We start from the raw sequence: 15,771 nt of genomic DNA, 5'->3' as shown, positions 1-15,771 counted from the left end.
TCCTTGTCGTGCGTGGATCGACGGCGGCACCCGGCCGCCATCCGGGGATTAAAAGTGGGTGAAGGTCAGGCCGAGCTTGTAGGTCGGGCCGTATTCTTCGTATTGGCCGTTGTAGGAACGGTTGCCGGTGGAAACGAAATACGGCTGATCGGTGAGGTTTTGCGCCTCGAAACTCAGTTGCAGGTCCTTCGTCAGTGAATAACGTGCGCTGAAGTCGACGAAGGTCTGCGCATCAACGTGCAGGTCATGCGCCTTGTCATTGATCGAAGCCAATTCGTAGAGGTAATCGGATTTGTAGTTGGCCGACAGGCGCAGGCTGACCTTGTCGTTTTCCCAGCCGAGCATCAGGTTGCCGACCGTGTCGGACTGGCTGGGCAGATCGATGCTGCGTTTGCGGTGACGACCACTGGCGGCGTCGAAGCCTTCGATCTCGGCATCCGAGCGGCTGAAGGTGGTGTTGGCCCCCAGTAACAGACCGTTCCAAGGTGCCGGCAACCAATCGAATTTCTGCGAGTACGCCAACTCCAGGCCATAGAGTCTGGCGCTGTCGCCGTTGGCAAAGCTGTGGGCTTCGGAGAAGCTGGCCCAGGCACCCGAGCCGGCCAGATCCGTGTTGTAGACGAAGTGCTTGATGTCTTTGTAGAACACGAACGCCGACACCGTGCCGGCATGGCCCATGTAGTGCTCGATACCCAGGTCAAGGTTGCTCGACTCCAGCGGTTTCAGATCCGGGTTACCGAACGTGGCTTCATCGTCATCGATGACAAACCCCGGGGCGAGCTGGCCGAACGTCGGACGCACCACGGACTTGGTCCATGCCGCACGCACCTGGGTGTTTTTATCCAGTTGATAGCGCGCATGCAGGCCGGGCAACCAGTGGTGATAACGGCGTTTGGTCTCGGTGGCCTGGAAGTCACCGTCGGTGGCCCCGGTGCCTTTGGCTTCGAACTCGGTGCCCTCATAGCGCAGGCCGGCGATGAACCGCCAATCATCGATATCGATCGTGTTCATCAGGTAACCGGCGTTGATGTCCTCGCTCATCTTGAAGTCGTTGACCGTTGATTCGGTCTCGTCATAGAAGTCGTCTGGGTTCAGCCCGCCGATCAGGTTTTTGATTGCACGGGTGCTGATCCCCGGCCCGAACTGGCCGAGACGATAATCCACCGAGCCCTTGGCGAAGCGGCTGAGGTTGAGTGCATCGTCGCTGAAACCGAGCCCATCGAAGTCTTTGTAAACCCAGGCATCGAGGTCGTTGTCCTTGTTACGACGGCTGACTTTGCCGCCGAATTTGACCTGAGACGCATAACCGCTCAAGTCATAGTCCCGGGCCAGATCCAGACGCAGGTTCTTCTCGGTGTCCGTGGTGTTCTGCTTTTCCCAGTCGACCTTGTCGAGCGTGAAATGATTGGCGTTGTAGAAATCCTCACCGAGGATCGGGCGCGGCTTGTCGTTGCTGTAAAAACCGCTGTTGGCAAAATCGTCATTGCCCTCGAACGCCGCGTTGGCGATGTGGCCCGGGCTGTCTTCGCTGGAACGGCTGTAGCCGGCCTGACCGCTGAGCGTCCACAGACCGATCATGCGTTCGCCACCGAACACGTAAGACTGAATTTCCTGGGTCTCCTCGCGCTGCTTGAGTTTGCGTTTGCCTTCGGCATCGCCCAGTACGCCGGCAGCCTGCGGGTCGGCAAACTCGATGCTGGTGGAGTTGCGTGTCTCGCTGTCCTTATAGCGGCTGTACAGCGTGCGCAGGTAATAGCTGCTGAGGTCGTCGGGTTTGTAATCGAAGTTCAGACCGCCGCCGGTGCGTTCGCGACTGATGTCGTAGTCACGCTGTTCGAACTCTTCCAATTGCGCACCGCGCGCAAAATCCCAGGCGCCGCCGGTTTCGACGTTATCCGAGCCGAAATCGCGCTTTTGCCAACTCAGCGCAGCGGCGACACCGAAGTTGTCGATGCCATCGCCGAGGCTGAATCGGTCGCTGACCGCGCCGGAGAACTTGGGGCTGGTCTGGTGGGTGTTCTTGTCATAGCTGGCCTCGGTACTGCCGGTGTAGAACAAGCCTTTGTGATCGAACGCCGAAAGACTTTTGACATCGACCGTGCCACCCAGCGAGTTGGCGTCCATGTCCGGGGTCAGGGTCTTGATGACGGACAGCGACTGCACCAACTCTGAAGGCAAGACGTCGAGGGCCACGGCGCGGCGTTCGCTTTGCGGGGATGGCACCAGCGTGCCGTTGATGGTCACGCTGTTCAGGTCCGGCCCCAGGCCGCGCACGCTGACAAAGCGCCCTTCGCCCTGATCACGTTCAACGCTGATGCCCGGCAAGCGCTGCACCGCCTCGGCAACGTTCTCGTCCGGCAACTGCGCTACGCCGTCGGCATGCACCACGCTTTCGATATTGTCGGAACGACGCTGTTGCTTGAGCGCCGAGTCGATGCTCGCCGCCTGGCCGACCACTTCGACGTGTTCGACATTGGCGCTGGCATCGGCAGCGTGCAAGCGCTCGCTGGTCATCGCCATGGCCAAAGCGGTCAGGGTGAAACTGAAGAGCCCGACGGTGCCGCTGCGCGGATAACTGCTGCGCTGGTACATGTGTGTCCTCCCCCATAAGAGTCCGGTCAGGCCAGGCAAGTGGCCCGGCAACTGGAAGGGCAAGCTAGGGATGAGGCATGACGCTTCTGTGACAGGGTTGGGCGAAGGACCCTGTAAACCGGGGGTTTGCCGGCATTCACCGCGACAAATGAGCTGAAATGACCTCTTGCGCACACGACTTCTCTCTGTGGCAGTGGGCTTGCTCGCGAAGGCGGTGTGTCATGGCGCGATGCGTTGACTGACTCGACGCCTTCGCGAGCAAGCCCGCTCCCACAGGGCCGGAGGTGTTTTTGAAAAAATTCACCTGCCTCAGTGAGCTGATTCGACCTCCCGCCACCGTCACCCGGCTGTCACAAACATCTGCTGTGCTGGCGCGCATTGCTTTTTCGCCAAAGGATCGCGGCCATGTTCTCAGTGCTCAAACCCCACCGTTGGAAACTCGCCGCACTGCTGCTGACGGCCAACCTCGGGTTACTCCTGCTTCTGGCGTGCGGGGAGCTCAAATCGTCCAGAGAGTGGGTCTGGCTGGACATCATCGGCGAAGGCGGTTCGGCGCTGCTGGCACTGGTCTGGCTGGGGCTAGTGCTGAAAAGCCGCCCGGCCGGACGGGTCACGAACTACCTGGCACTGGGCCTGAGCTGCATTTTCTTTTCCTGGTGGATCGACTGGCTCGACGAGTTCATCCGTCTGCCCGCCAGCATCACTTGGGATCACTGGCTCGAATCCGGGCCGATGCCCGTGGGCATGATCCTGCTGACCATCGGCATCTATCACTGGCACCGTGAGCAACTGGCAATCAGCGCGCAGATGGAGAAACGCGAGCGACTGTTCCGTGAGCATCGGCTGTTCGACAAACTCACTCCGCTGGGCAGCGCCGATTACCTGAAACGGCAACTGACTGCCAGCCTCGCCGAGAGCCTCGTGCAGCAACAACCACTGTCGTTGCTGGTGCTCGACCTGGATAACTTCGCCGCGATCAATCAGGCCTACGGGCATGTCGAAGGCGATGCCGTGTTGCAAGCCCTCAGCCATTTGCTGCTGCTGAACCTGCGCCGTCAGGATCTGCTGTGTCGTCTGGCCGGCGACCGTTTTGTGGTGTTGCTACCCAATACCGGCGAGCGTCAGGCGCAACTGCTGGCGCAAGAACTGCAACTCAGCGTGCAGGCCCTGGCGCACAAGACCCGGCAACATGGCGAACGCTTGCAACTGTCGGCCAGCACAGCGGTGGTGATGGCTTTGGAGGAAACGCCTGAAGTGCTGCTCAAACGCTTGAACCTGGCGCTGGCACGCGCCAAGTCGCCGCTGGCCAAAAGCGCCTGAGGCCAACCATGACCGTCAAAACCAATTGGTACGAAACCGACAGTCGTTTCATTCCCGGGCATTACCAACCCGCAACGCTGATCGACCTGGCGCTCTCGCGGGACATCGACAGCCATCGGCTGCTACGCGGCACGGGGCTGTTTCACGAAGACATTCTGGCCGGCCAGACTCGCCTCAGTGCGCAGCAGTTTCTCGGTCTGATCGGTAACAGTCGCCGTTTGCTCGACGCCGATGACAGCAGTTTCCTGTTCGGTCAACGCTTGCTGCCCGGGCACTACGGGGCCGCCAGCCATGCGTTGCGCCACGCACAAAACCTGCATCAAGCGCTTGACACACTGGTGCAGCAACAGGCCCTGCTCAGTCCATTGATGACGCCGCGCCTGTTACTCGATGACAGCTTTGCCTACATCTACTGGCTGGACAGCTGCGGCGCCGGCGAGCAATGGCGGTTTCTGCTGGAAGCAGGCATGACTTCGCTGGTGGCCATGAGTCAGTGGCTCAGCGGCCAACGCCTGCCATGGGAATGCAGTTTCAGTCACGCTGAACCGCGTTATGTCGAGCAATATTGGGTGCACCTGGGCGAGCACACGCAGTTCAAGCGACCGCTGGATCTGATGCGCATTCCGCGGGAATTTCTCGCCCGGCCATGGCCGGGAGCATCGGCGACGGCCGGTCAGGTCGCCCGCCAGGAAGCCTTGCGACAGATCGAGCAATTGGGCTTTACCGAAAGCTTCACCGATTGCCTGTATCGCCACTTGCAGGATCACGTCCGTCAGCCACCAAGCCTGGAACAAGCCGCACAGGTTTTCGCCATGAGCCCGGCCACCCTCAAGCGCAAGCTGCAAAAACACAACACCGGGTTCCAGCAACAAGTGGACCTGGTGCGCAAACACGTCGCGCTGTACCTGTATCAGGTCAAAGGCATGAGCAACGAGGAAGTGGCCGAGTACCTGAGTTTCAGTGATGCGGCAAACTTTCGCCGCTCATTCAAGCGCTGGACCGGCAGCACCCCCAACCTGATCCGCCAGTTGTTTGGCAGCCACTGAAAGGACATGCCTGCACCTCAGCGCTGTGGTGCCACGATCTTGAACTTGATAGCGATGTCCCTGGACACGAAGGTGTCCGCCCACTCCCCCGCGCCGAGGCCGAACTCATCACGTTTGAGCAGCAATGCACCGTCGAAAATGCCGATATTGCTGCCTGATTTCAATTGCACCGGCACCTGCACTTCGCGGGTGATGCCCTTGAGGGTGAGTTTGCCGTCGATCAGGTAGTGATTGTCGGAAACCTGGCTGACGCGACCCGATTCGAACACCGCCACCGGGAATTTCCCGGTGTCGAACCATGCCGATTTGACCAGCTCGGTATTGGCATCTTCGCTGCCGGCATCAATGCTCTTCAGGTAGATGCGCAAGAAGGTGTGAGCGCTGGCGGGGTTGTCGGTATCGAAGTCCAGCGTCGCGTCGAACTGGCCGAAGGTCCCGTACATCGGCGAGCCCATCTGGCTGTAGGTGAAGCTGATCTGACTGGCATGCGTGTTGACCCGGGTGTACTCGACAGCGCGCGCGGCGGGTACAGCGCAGAGGGACAACACAGCGGCCAACAGCAATCGGATCGACATGGGGTTCTCCGGGCAGCGCTTGCCGTCGAGGGACTCGGTTGACTTAAGCAAACAACGGGCGGTTATGCCAACCACTAGACCAGGCGTTCAATCTTCTGATGCCGCCAGACCAGTTTGTAATACAACGTCTGCAACACCAGCATGCCCAGATACGCCACCGGAAACGCCATCCACACACCCTGCAAGCCAAAGTGCCCGTCCAGCCAATACGCCGCCGGCAATTGCACGCCCACCACGCAGACAATCGCAATCACCACCGGCACCAACACCGTGCCACTGGCGCGCATGATCCCGCCGATGATTGCCTGGAAACCGAACACCAACAGGCTCCACAACATGATGTGCAACAGGTGTTCAGCCATTGCTCGGGTCGAGTCGTCGGTGAGGAATAACCCGAGCAACCAGTGCGACAGCACATAGCCCAGCACAATCAGGCCACCGGTCAGGCACACATTGATCAACAGCCCCGTGCGCAGGATCGGCCCCATGCGCTCCAGCCGCCCGGCCCCGATGGCCTGTGCGCCCAGGATCGAAGCGGTGATCGCAATCGACAACGCCGGGAACTGCACATAGTTGACGATCTGCGTCACCGCGCCATACGCCGCCGTCGCTTGCGAACCGTGCTGGTTGACCAGCGCCAGAATCACCAGTTCCGACAGCGACAGCACGATCATCTGCACGCCGGTCGGCAGGCCGATGCGCAGGACCTTGCCAAGAATCACCCCGTCCAGGCGCAGCGCTTTAAAGAACTCGCGATCGGGCGCCAATGGATGACCCTTGCGGATCAGCCGCCATGCAAGCCACGCCATCGCCGACAGGTTGCCGGCGAGCCCCGCAAACGCTGCACTCTGGATGCCCAGTTGCGGCAAGCCGAACCAGCCACGAATCAACGCCGGTGTCAGCGCAAGCCCCACACAGGTCGACACCATCAGTGCCAGCAGTGGCGAAACCGTGTCGCTCACCCCGCGCAACAACTGCGTGAACAGCACAAAGGCCAGCAGCGACGGCAAAATCCACATCATCACATGGGCATACGCCACCGCATCGTCCAGCACGTCGGCGGGCGTGCCCAACCCCGTCAACGCCTGCCGCGCAAACACACTGCCCAACACCGCTGCCACCAGACCAATCAACACCCCAAGCAACAGCGTTGCCCCGGCAATCGCCTTGACCATGTGCGATTCGCGCGCGCCCCACGCCTGACCGATCAACACACCCGCGCCCGCACCCAGGCCAATCACCAGAGCGATAAAAAAGAACACCACGGGAAACATGCCCGACACCGCCGCCAGCGCCTGGGTGCCCAGCATCTGGCCGATGTAGATGCTGTTGATCGTGCCCGACATCGATTGCAGGAAGTTGGACAGTACCATCGGCGCAAGGAACAGCAGGTAGGTTTGCCAGAGGGGTTTGGTGGCGCTGGGGGTTTGCATTAAATGAGGTCCATCTCGACGGCGGGAAGGCTGATTGAGGATAGCTTCGGTGAGTTGGGTGCGGGGTGCAATTAACATTTCAGTCAGTGTTGATTCTTGCGCACCTTGTCTGTGTAACGGGCATGGGTCTGTTATGTGTCGGTTCGCAGTTGTGGTAAACAACAACCCGTTAATGTCATCCATTGAGGTTCTGTTAATGCCCCCCTTTCGAAAGCTGCTGATCAGCACTGGCCTAGCCTTACTCGCTGGCACTTCTCACGCTGCTACATCGACGCCAGCTCCTGAGTCCTTGCAACCGTTGCTGCTGACACTGAACGAACGCCTGAATATCGGCGATCTCGTCGCTTTGACCAAGTGGGACAGCGGCAAACCGATTCAGGACAGTCCACGGGAAGCGCAGGTCATCGCCAATGCCCGCACGCTGGCCAGCGAGCGCAAGCTCGATCCGGAAGATGTCTCGCAGTTGATTGCCGCGCAAATGGAAGCCAACAAACTGGTGCAATACGGTTTGCTGGCCCAATGGCAAGCGGCCGGTGCCGCTCCGAACACGCCGCGCCCGGATCTGGGCAAGTAGATTCGCCCGCGTCTGGATGAACTGCAAACCCGTCTGCTGCAGCAATATGCCGACTTTGCGCCTTATCGTCATGATTCCAGTTGCCCGGCCTGGCTCGCCAAGGCGCGCAGCGGTCTGACCCATGACGCGTTGCATGCGTTGGCGCTGACCCGCGCAACCGGGGAGTTGTGTATTCGGGCAATAGCCCCGTAGGACGGGGTTCGGGCAGACATCGCTGGCATCGATAGTCACCATCACGTCAATGAAGTTCTCATAAAAAATCCGCGGCGTAACATCGGCTCCAGACAAACCCAATACACCTCGGAGCACACGATCATGAAACGCCAAACCCTTCTCAGCCTCGCTTTCTCGGTTTTCGCAGTTAACGCTTTTGCCGCCACTCCCGCTCACACCCTGGTCGCTGAAGGCGGCTCGGATCGGTTGATTGAAAGTCGTGTCGCTGAAGGGGGTTCGGATCGTCTGATCGAACGCCGTGTTGCCGAGGGTGGCTCGGATCGTCTGATCGAACGCCGTGTTGCCGAGGGTGGCTCGGATCGTCTGATCGAACGCCGCGTTGCATGAATCACTGGCGCCACCACTGTCCCATCGAAGAGCCCGGCCTGATCAGCCGGGCTTTTTTGCGTCCACTGTTTCGGCACGTTTCATCAACCACATCGCTGGCAGCCCATCGACGATGTCGCATACCATGGCGCCACTCACACAAAGACAGACATCGCTCATGCTCAAAGCCAGTCTGCGTAGCCACCTCACCCTTTGGTTTACCGGTGTGTCCCTGCTGACGTTGTTGAGTGTCGGCTTTTATGTCGGGCACATCGCCACCGAACAGATGAAACAGGCCAGCGGTAATGCGCTGCTCAATACTGCGCGGTCGGCGGCCACGTCGCTCGGCGAACAACTGCGCGAGCGCCAGCTTGAGGTTTATATGCTCAGCCGGGCGCCTCATCTGGAGCGTGGCGATCTCGATAACCCGGCGATTCTGAAGTCGATGCAGTTGCGCACTCAGGCGCGTACCGAGTACGCGTGGATGGGTGTAACCGACGCCGAGGGTCGCGTACATCAAGCCGTGAATGGGCTGTTGGTCGGTCAATCGGTGCAGCAACGACCGTGGTTTCAGGCCGGGTTACGTGGCCAATACACCGGTGATCCCCATGAAGCCGTGCTGCTGGCCAAGTTACTCCCGGGCATGCCAAACGGCGAACCGCTGCGTTTTATCGATTTTGCCGCCCCCATCCACAATGCCGAAGGTCAGGTGATTGGCGTGCTCGGCGCCCACGCTCACTGGAGCTGGATCACGCGTATCGTCGAATCGGCGGCGTTTTCGCACAAGAACGCTTCGCCGGACATTGAGGCGCTGATCATCGATAACGACGGGAAGGTCTTGTATCCCGAAGCCCTGATGGGCCAGCAACTGGCAACGAACGATTCGAAGTCGAGCGGATGGTCCGTCGGTAACGGTTATCTGACCAGCATGGTCACCGTGCCCACGCCATCAACCACGAAACTGTCGTGGTCGATTGCCTTACGTCAGCCACTGGAAACCGCACTGCAACCGGCACACCTGCTGCTCTATAAGCTGTTGATTCTTGGGGTTTTCGCAGCCGTGATATTTGGTGTGGTGGCGTATTACCTGGCGCTGTATCTGAGCCGTCCGATCGAGCAACTCGCGCGCTCGGCCAAACAGGTACAGGACAACCAGCCCGGCGCGCACTTCCCTCTTCAACATCCGGTTCGGGAAATTGCCCAGCTCGGCCAGTCAATCGAGGCGATGACCCATTCGCTGCTCGGCAAAGAGCGCGAACTGCAGCAAGCCAACGCCACGCTCGAAGCCACCGTGGCACAACGCACCGCCGACCTCATGCAGGCCAACGCCGAGTTGCTGAACCTCGCGACTCACGACGCCCTGACCGGCGTCTTCAACCGTCGCCGTTTCGACGAAAAACTCACCGAATACAGCCTGCTGTTCCGGCGCACGGGGCGGCCGTTCGCGTTACTGCTGATCGACGCCGACCACTTCAAACGCATCAATGACACCCACGGTCATGCGATCGGCGACGAAGTGCTGCAACAATTGGCGCAATTGATTCAGACCAGCCTGCGCACCACCGACTTCGTGGCACGTTACGGCGGTGAGGAGTTCGCCGTGCTGCTGCCGGAAATCAGCATGCCCGACACGCCTGAGAGGGTCGCCGAGAAGATCCGCGCTGCAGTGGCCGAGGCTGATTTCGCCACCGCCGGGCAGGTGACGGTCAGCGTCGGTGTCGGGTTGGCTGACCCGGCGGACAACAGCCCCGGCAATCTGATCAAGCGCGCGGATCAGCAGTTGTATCAGGCCAAAGCGGCGGGTCGTAATCAAGTGGCCAGCCACGGTTACAGTGCAACGCCGACACAACCGTAGGCGTTGCCTGGTTTCACTGGGCAGCGCCTACCGGGGAAAACACCTGCAGATACGCCAGCAGATTTTCAAGTTTTTCCTCGTCGCTCAGCCCCCAGAAAATCATCCGCGTGCCCGGCACCACGCCCTTGGGATCTTTCAGGTAAGCCTTCAGTGTTTCGTGATCCCAGGTCACCCCTGAGTTCTTCATTGCTTCGGAATACACGTAATTCGCCGACGTCCCGGCCGGTCGACCGATGATGCCGTTGAGCTGTGGGCCAAATCCCGGGCGAGCGGATTCGCCGACCTGATGGCAGCCGCCACACAGGCGCGGGAAGATTTTTGCGCCGGCTTCAGGGTCGCCTGCGGCGTGGGCAGTGATGCTGAGCAAGCCAGCCGTGAGGATCAGAACTGAAGACAGTGACGCGCGGTTTTTCATTTAGGGTTCCGGGTCGGCATAAAAGACGGGCGGCGCAAGGGTAGCACTTTGGTTTTCACAGGTAAGCGCCAACGACCTTTCTGACAGTGATCAAGGCCTGGCGCAACACCGCCATGTCCACCGAGCCCAATGCCAGGCGAATCGCGTGTGGCGCATGGGGCGACACGGAAAACGGCTCGGCGGTGGTGACCGAAATCTGTTCGTGCATCAATTCGACGACCATTTGATCGGCGCGCACGTCTTCCGGCAGCGGTAGCCACAGGAAGTACGAGGACGGATGGCCGATGCAGGTCAGCCCTTTGAGCCACTCGGCGGCCAATGCCTGGCGCGCCTTGGCGTCTTGGCGTTTTTGTTCTTCAAGCCGTGTGACGGTGCCGTCGTCGAGCCAGCCGCAGGCCAGCGCCGTCATCACGCCCGGCGTGTTCCAGGTGGTAGCGCGAATGATGCGCTCCAGTGCCGGCACCCTGGGCGCAGGCGCCGCGATAAAACCGACGCGCAGGCCCGTGGCAATATTCTTGGAAAGTCCCGTCACGTACACCGTGCGCTCAGGCGCCAGGTCGACCAACGCACGCGGTGGGTTTTCCACCAGAAACGCGTAGGCCGCATCTTCAATGATTGTCAGATCATGCCGCCGGGCAATCGCGACCAGTTGCTCACGCTGCTCAAGAGGCGTCACCCACCCTAACGGATTGTGCAGGGTCGGCATGCTGTAGACGGCGCGCACCGAACGGCTGCGACAGAGCTTTTCCAGCGCCTGAAGATCCGGCCCCTGATCGCCGAGCGGGATCGCCACCACTTCCAGATGCAGGGCCTCGGCCAACACCTTGAACCCGGAATAGGTCAGCGCATCCGCCGCGATCACGTCGCCCGGTTTGAGCAGCGCCATCAACGTCACCGCCAGTCCTTGCTGGGCACCGTTAACGATCAGCACTTGCTCGGTGTCGACCTGTACGCCACGGGTTTGCAAGTGTCGAGCGACAGAGGCGCGTTCGTGTTGACGACCCGCGTGGGGTTGGTAGCGCAGCAGCGCTTCGAGATCACCGGACAATGCCAATTGCCGCAGCGCAGTGCGCAACAGGTCAGCCTGACCGGGCAGCGACGGGTAATTGAAATTGAGGTCGATCATGCCGACCGCTACGTCCTTTTGATCAATGCCCAGCCCCGCCGATAACGACGTTTCACGCACAAACGTCCCTCGTCCGGTCTCGCCGCTGACCAGGCCCATCGCCTCCAGTTCGGCGTACACCCGCGAGGCCGTGACCAACGCCAACCCCTCTTTGGCGGCCAGTTCTCGATGAGTGGGCAATCGCGTACCGGGCGCCAAACGTCCCGCGCGAATATCGGCGGCGTAGAGGTCAACGAGGGTCTTGTAGCGCGAGCGTGGCATGTCGGAATGTATCCATGACAATTCTTTGATTGTGCTGATTTTCGGCCCCAGCATGGCGGCAATGCAACCCCACCTTTGAGCGTGCCTTAACATGGAACGGATTTCGAACCTGACTCACCCGGCCGTGGAAAAAACCAGCGGCTGGATCAACGGCTTTATCGGCGTGGTGATCTTCAGCGGATCGCTGCCGGCCACGCGGGTGGCGGTGCTGGAGTTCGATCCGGTGTTTCTCACCGTGGTGCGCGCCGCCATCGCCGGGTTGTTGGCGGTGACATGGCTGTGGTTGTTTCGAGCGCGGCGACCGGCACCGACTCAGTGGCGGTCGTTGCTGATTGTGGCCATGGGTGTGGTGCTTGGGTTTCCACTGTTGACCGCACTCGCGTTGCAACACGTCACGTCGGCGCATTCGATTGTTTTTGTAGGATTGCTGCCACTGTCTACTGCGATGTTCGCCGTGCTGCGCGGCGGTGAGCGGCCTCGACCGGTGTTCTGGGGCTTTTCGCTTCTGGGCAGTGCCTTGGTGGTGGGCTTCGCGCTATCCCAGGGTATCAGCGCCTCGCCCACCGGTGACTTGCTGATGCTCGCGGCGATTCTGGCGTGCGGCCTGGGTTATGCCGAAGGCGCAAAACTGTCGCGAAGCCTCGGCGGCTGGCAGGTGATCTGCTGGGCATTGGTGTTGTCGTTACCCGTGATGGCACTGTTGAGTCTGTGGCTGGCGCCCGCCTCGCTCAATCACATCAGCCTGTCGGCGTGGCTGTGCCTGGCCTACGTGTCGCTGTTCAGCATGTTGATCGGGTTTGTGTTCTGGTATCGCGCACTGGCGCAGGGCGGGATCGCGGCAGTGGGGCAGTTGCAGTTGTTGCAACCGTTTTTCGGTTTGGCGCTGGCCGCGACGTTGCTGCATGAACAAGTCAGCATCGGCATGCTCGCGGTGACGCTGGGCGTGATTGTGTGTGTGGCCGGGGCGAAGAAATTCGCCCAATAATGCTCAAGTGCCGGCCTTCCACTCCCGAGGGCTTGATCCGGTCTTGCGTCGAAACGCCCGGGCCAGCGCCGAAGGACTTTCGTAACCGACCTCTTCGGCGATCAGTGCAATCGGTTTGCCCTCGCGCAGGCGTTTCTGCGCGAGGCTGACCCGCCAACTCAGCAGGTAATCGGCCGGAGTCTGCCCGACGACGCGGCGAAACTGCTCGGCAAATCCGGCGCGGGACAGATTGGCAGCAGTCGCCAGGTCAGCCACGCTCCAAGGTTTTGCCGGTTGTTCGTGTATCAGGTTCAAGGCGCGAGACAAACGCGGATCGGCCAGCCCGGCCATCATCCCCGGTTGTTGGTCACGATTGCTGATGAGGTGGCGCAACAGCAGAATCACCAGCAATTCGAACAGCCGATCCATCACGGCGACGCGCCCGCAATGCCCTTCGAAAGCTTCCTTGAACAGCCACTCCAGGGTATTGCCCAGCTCGGGGATCTCGGTGAGTTTGAGCACCAGATAATCCGGCAGCGCGGCCGCCAGAGCGTTTCCGGAGCCGCCGTCAAAGGTCAGTGTCGCGCAGACCACTCTCGTGTCCATGGACTCGTCGGCAAACAATCGGTGGGCAAAGGGTCTGGGAAAAAAAACCAGCGACGGTTCATCGAGTCGTATCTCACGCTCATTGCCCGGTTTGAGCAACAACTCCCCCGCCTGCAGCAGATGCACATGCCCGTTTGGCTCGCCGTCGTGAACGCTGATGCCGCAAAAGTTGCCGCTGTGAAACGTGCCGGCATGGACAGCGAAATGACTGAGTAACGTGGAAAGGCGATCCATGGGCGACTCCTCAACGGCATATCTGGACGAACTGTCGCATATCCTCGACGATTTGCATCCAATACGCCAGTCACCCTCATTAACATCCTCTCCATCGCCGGTGCACTTCGCACCGGACTTTCGGAGAATCACCATGAGCCGCATCCACGCTATCAGCCTCGACACCGCCACCGACGCCACCCGCCCGGTACTCGAAGGCGTAAAAAAGAAAATCGGCTTCCTGCCCAACGTGTTCACCACACTGGCCAAGGCCCCGGTGGCGCTTGAGACCTACCTGCAAGCTTCCGCGATACTCGGTAAAACCTCGCTGAGCGCCAAGGAGAAAGAAGCGGTTTACCTCGCCACTTCGCAGGTCAACGGTTGCGATTATTGCCTGGCGGCGCACACCCTGTTTGCCAGCAAGGCCGGACTATCGGCGCAGGACATCGGCGCAGCGCGTCAGGGCGAACTCAATGCCTACGCCGCCCTCGCCCATCAACTCACCGAAAGCCGAGGTCAGTTGAGCGATGAGCAGATTGCCGCCGCCCGCGCTGCCGGGATCGATGACACGAAAATAATTGAGGTGATTGCGCTGGTGGCGGTACAGACACTGACCAACTACCTGAACAATGCAGCGTTGACCGATATCGATTTCCCGGCAATCTGAAACCTGGATACACAAAACCCTGTGGGAGCCAGGTTGCTGGCTCCCACTGTTGATCAGTGGTGCTCCACTCCGGCACGTTTGAGCAGTTTCTTGCAGCGTTCCGACAGATGAAACACCTGCAAATGCTTGCCGGCCTTTTCGTAACGCTCACGCAGGGTTTTCAGCGCGGCAATCGCCGAGTAATCGACAAAGCTCAAATGCCGGCAATCCAGCGTCACTTTTTGCGGATCGTTGGCCGGGTCGAACTGGTTGAGGAACGGCGTCGCCGAGGCGAAAAACAGCGTGCCGTGCAAGCGATAGAGTTTGCTGCCGTCGGCTTCCATGTGCTGATCGGCGTACAACTCGCGAGCCTGCTGCCAGGCAAAATTCAACGCGGCGATGATGATCCCGCACAGCACCGCCGTGGCCAGATCGGTGAACACGGTGATGATGGTCACAGCGATGATCACCAGCACATCGTTGAGCGGCACTTTGTTCGCCACCCGCAACGAGGCCCACGCGAAGGTCTGCTGCGAGACCACGAACATCACGCCGACCAGCGCCGCCAACGGAATACGTTCGATCAGCGGCGACAGAAACAGAATGAACAACAGGATCAGCACGCCCGCCACCACGCCGGATAAACGCCCGCGCCCGCCAGAGCTCAAGTTGATCACGGTCTGGCCGATCATCGCGCAGCCGCCCATGCCACCAAAGGCACCGGAAACCATGTTCGCCGCACCCAGCGCCACGCATTCGCGATCCGGGTAGCCACGGGTTTCGGTGATTTCGTCAGTGAGGTTGAGGGTCAGCAGGGTTTCCAGCAGGCCGACCAACGCCATCAGGATCGCGTAGGGGGCGATGATGCGCAGGGTTTCAAAGTTCCACGGGATGTCCGGCAACGCGAAGGTCGGCAGGCCACCAGCGATATGCGCCATGTCACCGAGGGTGCGGGTCGGCAGGCCGAGCAGATACACCAGCAGGCCAACACCGAGGATCGCCACCAGTGCCGGCGGCACCGCACGGGTCAGGCGCGGCAAGATGTAGACGATAGCCATGGTCAACAGCACAAGCCCGGTCATCAGGTACAGCGGCGTGCCGCTGAGCCAGTCTTCACCGCTCTTGAAATGCTCCAGTTGCGCCAGCGCAATGATGATCGCCAGGCCGTTGACGAAGCCGAGCATCACCGGGTGCGGCACCATTCGCACCAGTTTACCCAGGCGCAACAGCCCGAACGCCATCATGATCAAACCGCCCAGCAACACCGTTGCCAGCAGATATTGCACGCCTTGCTGCACCACCAGCGCAACGATTACCACCGCCATCGAACCTGCCGCACCGGAGACCATCCCAGGCCTGCCACCGAACAACGCGGTCAGCGTACAAATGATGAAGGCGCCGTACAGGCCCATCAGCGGATTGAGGTGGGCCACCAGCGCAAATGCAATGCATTCGGGCAACAGGGCGAACGAGGTAGTGAGTCCGGCCAGGACATCGGCGCGCAGACGTATCGGTTTCATGGCTTACCTGATTGAGCGGCCGACAAACACGGCCGCTTTTATTGGGTGAAAAGAGTGTTGCGCAAAAGAGGGTTGCGAATGTTAC

12 protein-coding genes and 2 pseudogenes are annotated in these 15,771 nt (G+C 60.3%); 7 read left to right on the top strand and 7 right to left on the bottom strand.

Annotated features, from left to right (window positions below; translation table 11 throughout):
• Positions 1-48 precede the first annotated feature (48 nt).
• Complete coding sequence (locus tag AACY11_RS15895) at positions 49-2,592, bottom strand: TonB-dependent receptor (protein ID WP_339464569.1); 2,544 nt, start codon at positions 2,590-2,592, stop codon at positions 49-51.
• 405 nt (positions 2,593-2,997) lie between these two features.
• On the opposite strand from AACY11_RS15895, the gene AACY11_RS15890 reads away from it, so the two are divergent.
• Positions 2,998-3,912 (top strand): GGDEF domain-containing protein, encoded by a 915-nt coding sequence (locus tag AACY11_RS15890; RefSeq protein WP_339433847.1) that lies wholly within the window; start codon positions 2,998-3,000, stop codon positions 3,910-3,912.
• Positions 3,913-3,920: 8 nt separating this feature from the next.
• A complete protein-coding gene (locus AACY11_RS15885; protein ID WP_339495232.1) occupies positions 3,921-4,958 on the top strand; it encodes an AraC family transcriptional regulator ligand-binding domain-containing protein in 1,038 nt (345 codons plus the stop codon).
• Between the two features lie 17 nt (positions 4,959-4,975).
• On the opposite strand, the gene AACY11_RS15880 is transcribed toward AACY11_RS15885, so the two are convergent.
• Both AACY11_RS15880 and AACY11_RS15875 read right to left on the bottom strand, forming a co-directional pair.
• Complete coding sequence (locus AACY11_RS15880) at positions 4,976-5,533, bottom strand: YceI family protein (protein ID WP_339495230.1); 558 nt, start codon at positions 5,531-5,533, stop codon at positions 4,976-4,978.
• Between the two features lie 74 nt (positions 5,534-5,607).
• Positions 5,608-6,966, bottom strand: coding sequence for an MATE family efflux transporter (locus AACY11_RS15875; protein ID WP_339495229.1), 1,359 nt, complete (start codon positions 6,964-6,966; stop codon positions 5,608-5,610).
• 196 nt (positions 6,967-7,162) lie between these two features.
• Here AACY11_RS15875 and AACY11_RS15870 point away from each other — a divergent pair.
• The 3 genes and pseudogenes from AACY11_RS15870 (at position 7,163) to AACY11_RS15860 (ending at position 9,935) form a co-directional block, all read left to right on the top strand.
• Positions 7,163-7,732, top strand: a pseudogene (locus AACY11_RS15870) (chorismate mutase).
• A 123-nt stretch (positions 7,733-7,855) separates the two neighbouring features.
• A pseudogene (locus AACY11_RS15865) lies at positions 7,856-8,098 on the top strand (hypothetical protein); the annotation flags it as partial.
• A gap of 160 nt (positions 8,099-8,258) precedes the next feature.
• Entirely contained in the window at positions 8,259-9,935 is a 1,677-nt protein-coding gene (locus tag AACY11_RS15860; protein WP_339495227.1) for a sensor domain-containing diguanylate cyclase, read from the top strand.
• Positions 9,936-9,948: 13 nt separating this feature from the next.
• Here AACY11_RS15860 and AACY11_RS15855 read toward each other — a convergent pair whose 3' ends face one another.
• Together AACY11_RS15855 and AACY11_RS15850 are read right to left on the bottom strand one after the other, a co-directional pair.
• Complete coding sequence (locus AACY11_RS15855; RefSeq protein ID WP_339434110.1) at positions 9,949-10,350, bottom strand: c-type cytochrome; 402 nt, start codon at positions 10,348-10,350, stop codon at positions 9,949-9,951.
• A 55-nt stretch (positions 10,351-10,405) separates the two neighbouring features.
• Positions 10,406-11,737 carry an aminotransferase-like domain-containing protein gene (locus AACY11_RS15850; RefSeq protein WP_339495225.1) on the bottom strand — a complete coding sequence of 444 codons (1,332 nt, stop codon included), beginning with the start codon at positions 11,735-11,737 and terminating at the stop codon, positions 10,406-10,408.
• Between the two features lie 91 nt (positions 11,738-11,828).
• Here AACY11_RS15850 and AACY11_RS15845 point away from each other — a divergent pair, with 91 nt between their 5' ends.
• The gene (locus AACY11_RS15845) at positions 11,829-12,722 is read left to right on the top strand and encodes a DMT family transporter (RefSeq protein WP_339495224.1); all 894 of its coding nucleotides are present in this window, start codon (positions 11,829-11,831) and stop codon (positions 12,720-12,722) included.
• A gap of 3 nt (positions 12,723-12,725) precedes the next feature.
• Here the strand turns inward: AACY11_RS15845 and AACY11_RS15840 are convergent, their stop codons facing one another.
• Positions 12,726-13,541: an AraC family transcriptional regulator gene (locus AACY11_RS15840; protein ID WP_339495222.1), complete on the bottom strand. Its 816-nt coding sequence runs from the start codon at positions 13,539-13,541 to the stop codon at positions 12,726-12,728.
• 133 nt (positions 13,542-13,674) lie between these two features.
• Here AACY11_RS15840 and AACY11_RS15835 point away from each other — a divergent pair, with 133 nt between their 5' ends.
• Positions 13,675-14,187, top strand: a complete 513-nt coding sequence (locus tag AACY11_RS15835) for a carboxymuconolactone decarboxylase family protein (RefSeq protein ID WP_339434106.1) — start codon at positions 13,675-13,677, stop codon at positions 14,185-14,187.
• 53 nt (positions 14,188-14,240) lie between these two features.
• Here AACY11_RS15835 and AACY11_RS15830 read toward each other — a convergent pair whose 3' ends face one another.
• Positions 14,241-15,686 carry a SulP family inorganic anion transporter gene (locus AACY11_RS15830; RefSeq protein ID WP_339434105.1) on the bottom strand — a complete coding sequence of 482 codons (1,446 nt, stop codon included), beginning with the start codon at positions 15,684-15,686 and terminating at the stop codon, positions 14,241-14,243.
• Positions 15,687-15,771: the final 85 nt, after the last annotated feature.

It is taken from the genome of Pseudomonas sp. RA_105y_Pfl2_P56, assembly GCF_963970845.1.
Lineage (GTDB): Bacteria > Pseudomonadota > Gammaproteobacteria > Pseudomonadales > Pseudomonadaceae > Aquipseudomonas > Aquipseudomonas baetica_A.
This window is presented reverse-complemented; position numbering and strand designations above follow the sequence as displayed.

Bases quoted from the DNA above. Each gene is read 5' to 3' on its own strand.
- AACY11_RS15895 (WP_339464569.1), bottom strand. From the start codon at position 2,592: ATGTACCAGCGCAGCAGTTATCCGCGCAGCGGCACCGTCGGGCTCTTC.
- AACY11_RS15845 (WP_339495224.1), top strand. From the start codon at position 11,829: ATGGAACGGATTTCGAACCTGACTCACCCGGCCGTGGAAAAAACCAGC.
- AACY11_RS15885 (WP_339495232.1), top strand. From the start codon at position 3,921: ATGACCGTCAAAACCAATTGGTACGAAACCGACAGTCGTTTCATTCCC.
- AACY11_RS15850 (WP_339495225.1), bottom strand. From the start codon at position 11,737: ATGCCACGCTCGCGCTACAAGACCCTCGTTGACCTCTACGCCGCCGAT.
- AACY11_RS15835 (WP_339434106.1), top strand. From the start codon at position 13,675: ATGAGCCGCATCCACGCTATCAGCCTCGACACCGCCACCGACGCCACC.
- AACY11_RS15830 (WP_339434105.1), bottom strand. From the start codon at position 15,686: ATGAAACCGATACGTCTGCGCGCCGATGTCCTGGCCGGACTCACTACC.
- AACY11_RS15875 (WP_339495229.1), bottom strand. From the start codon at position 6,966: ATGCAAACCCCCAGCGCCACCAAACCCCTCTGGCAAACCTACCTGCTG.
- AACY11_RS15855 (WP_339434110.1), bottom strand. From the start codon at position 10,350: ATGAAAAACCGCGCGTCACTGTCTTCAGTTCTGATCCTCACGGCTGGC.
- AACY11_RS15840 (WP_339495222.1), bottom strand. From the start codon at position 13,541: ATGGATCGCCTTTCCACGTTACTCAGTCATTTCGCTGTCCATGCCGGC.
- AACY11_RS15880 (WP_339495230.1), bottom strand. From the start codon at position 5,533: ATGTCGATCCGATTGCTGTTGGCCGCTGTGTTGTCCCTCTGCGCTGTA.
- AACY11_RS15890 (WP_339433847.1), top strand. From the start codon at position 2,998: ATGTTCTCAGTGCTCAAACCCCACCGTTGGAAACTCGCCGCACTGCTG.
- AACY11_RS15860 (WP_339495227.1), top strand. From the start codon at position 8,259: ATGCTCAAAGCCAGTCTGCGTAGCCACCTCACCCTTTGGTTTACCGGT.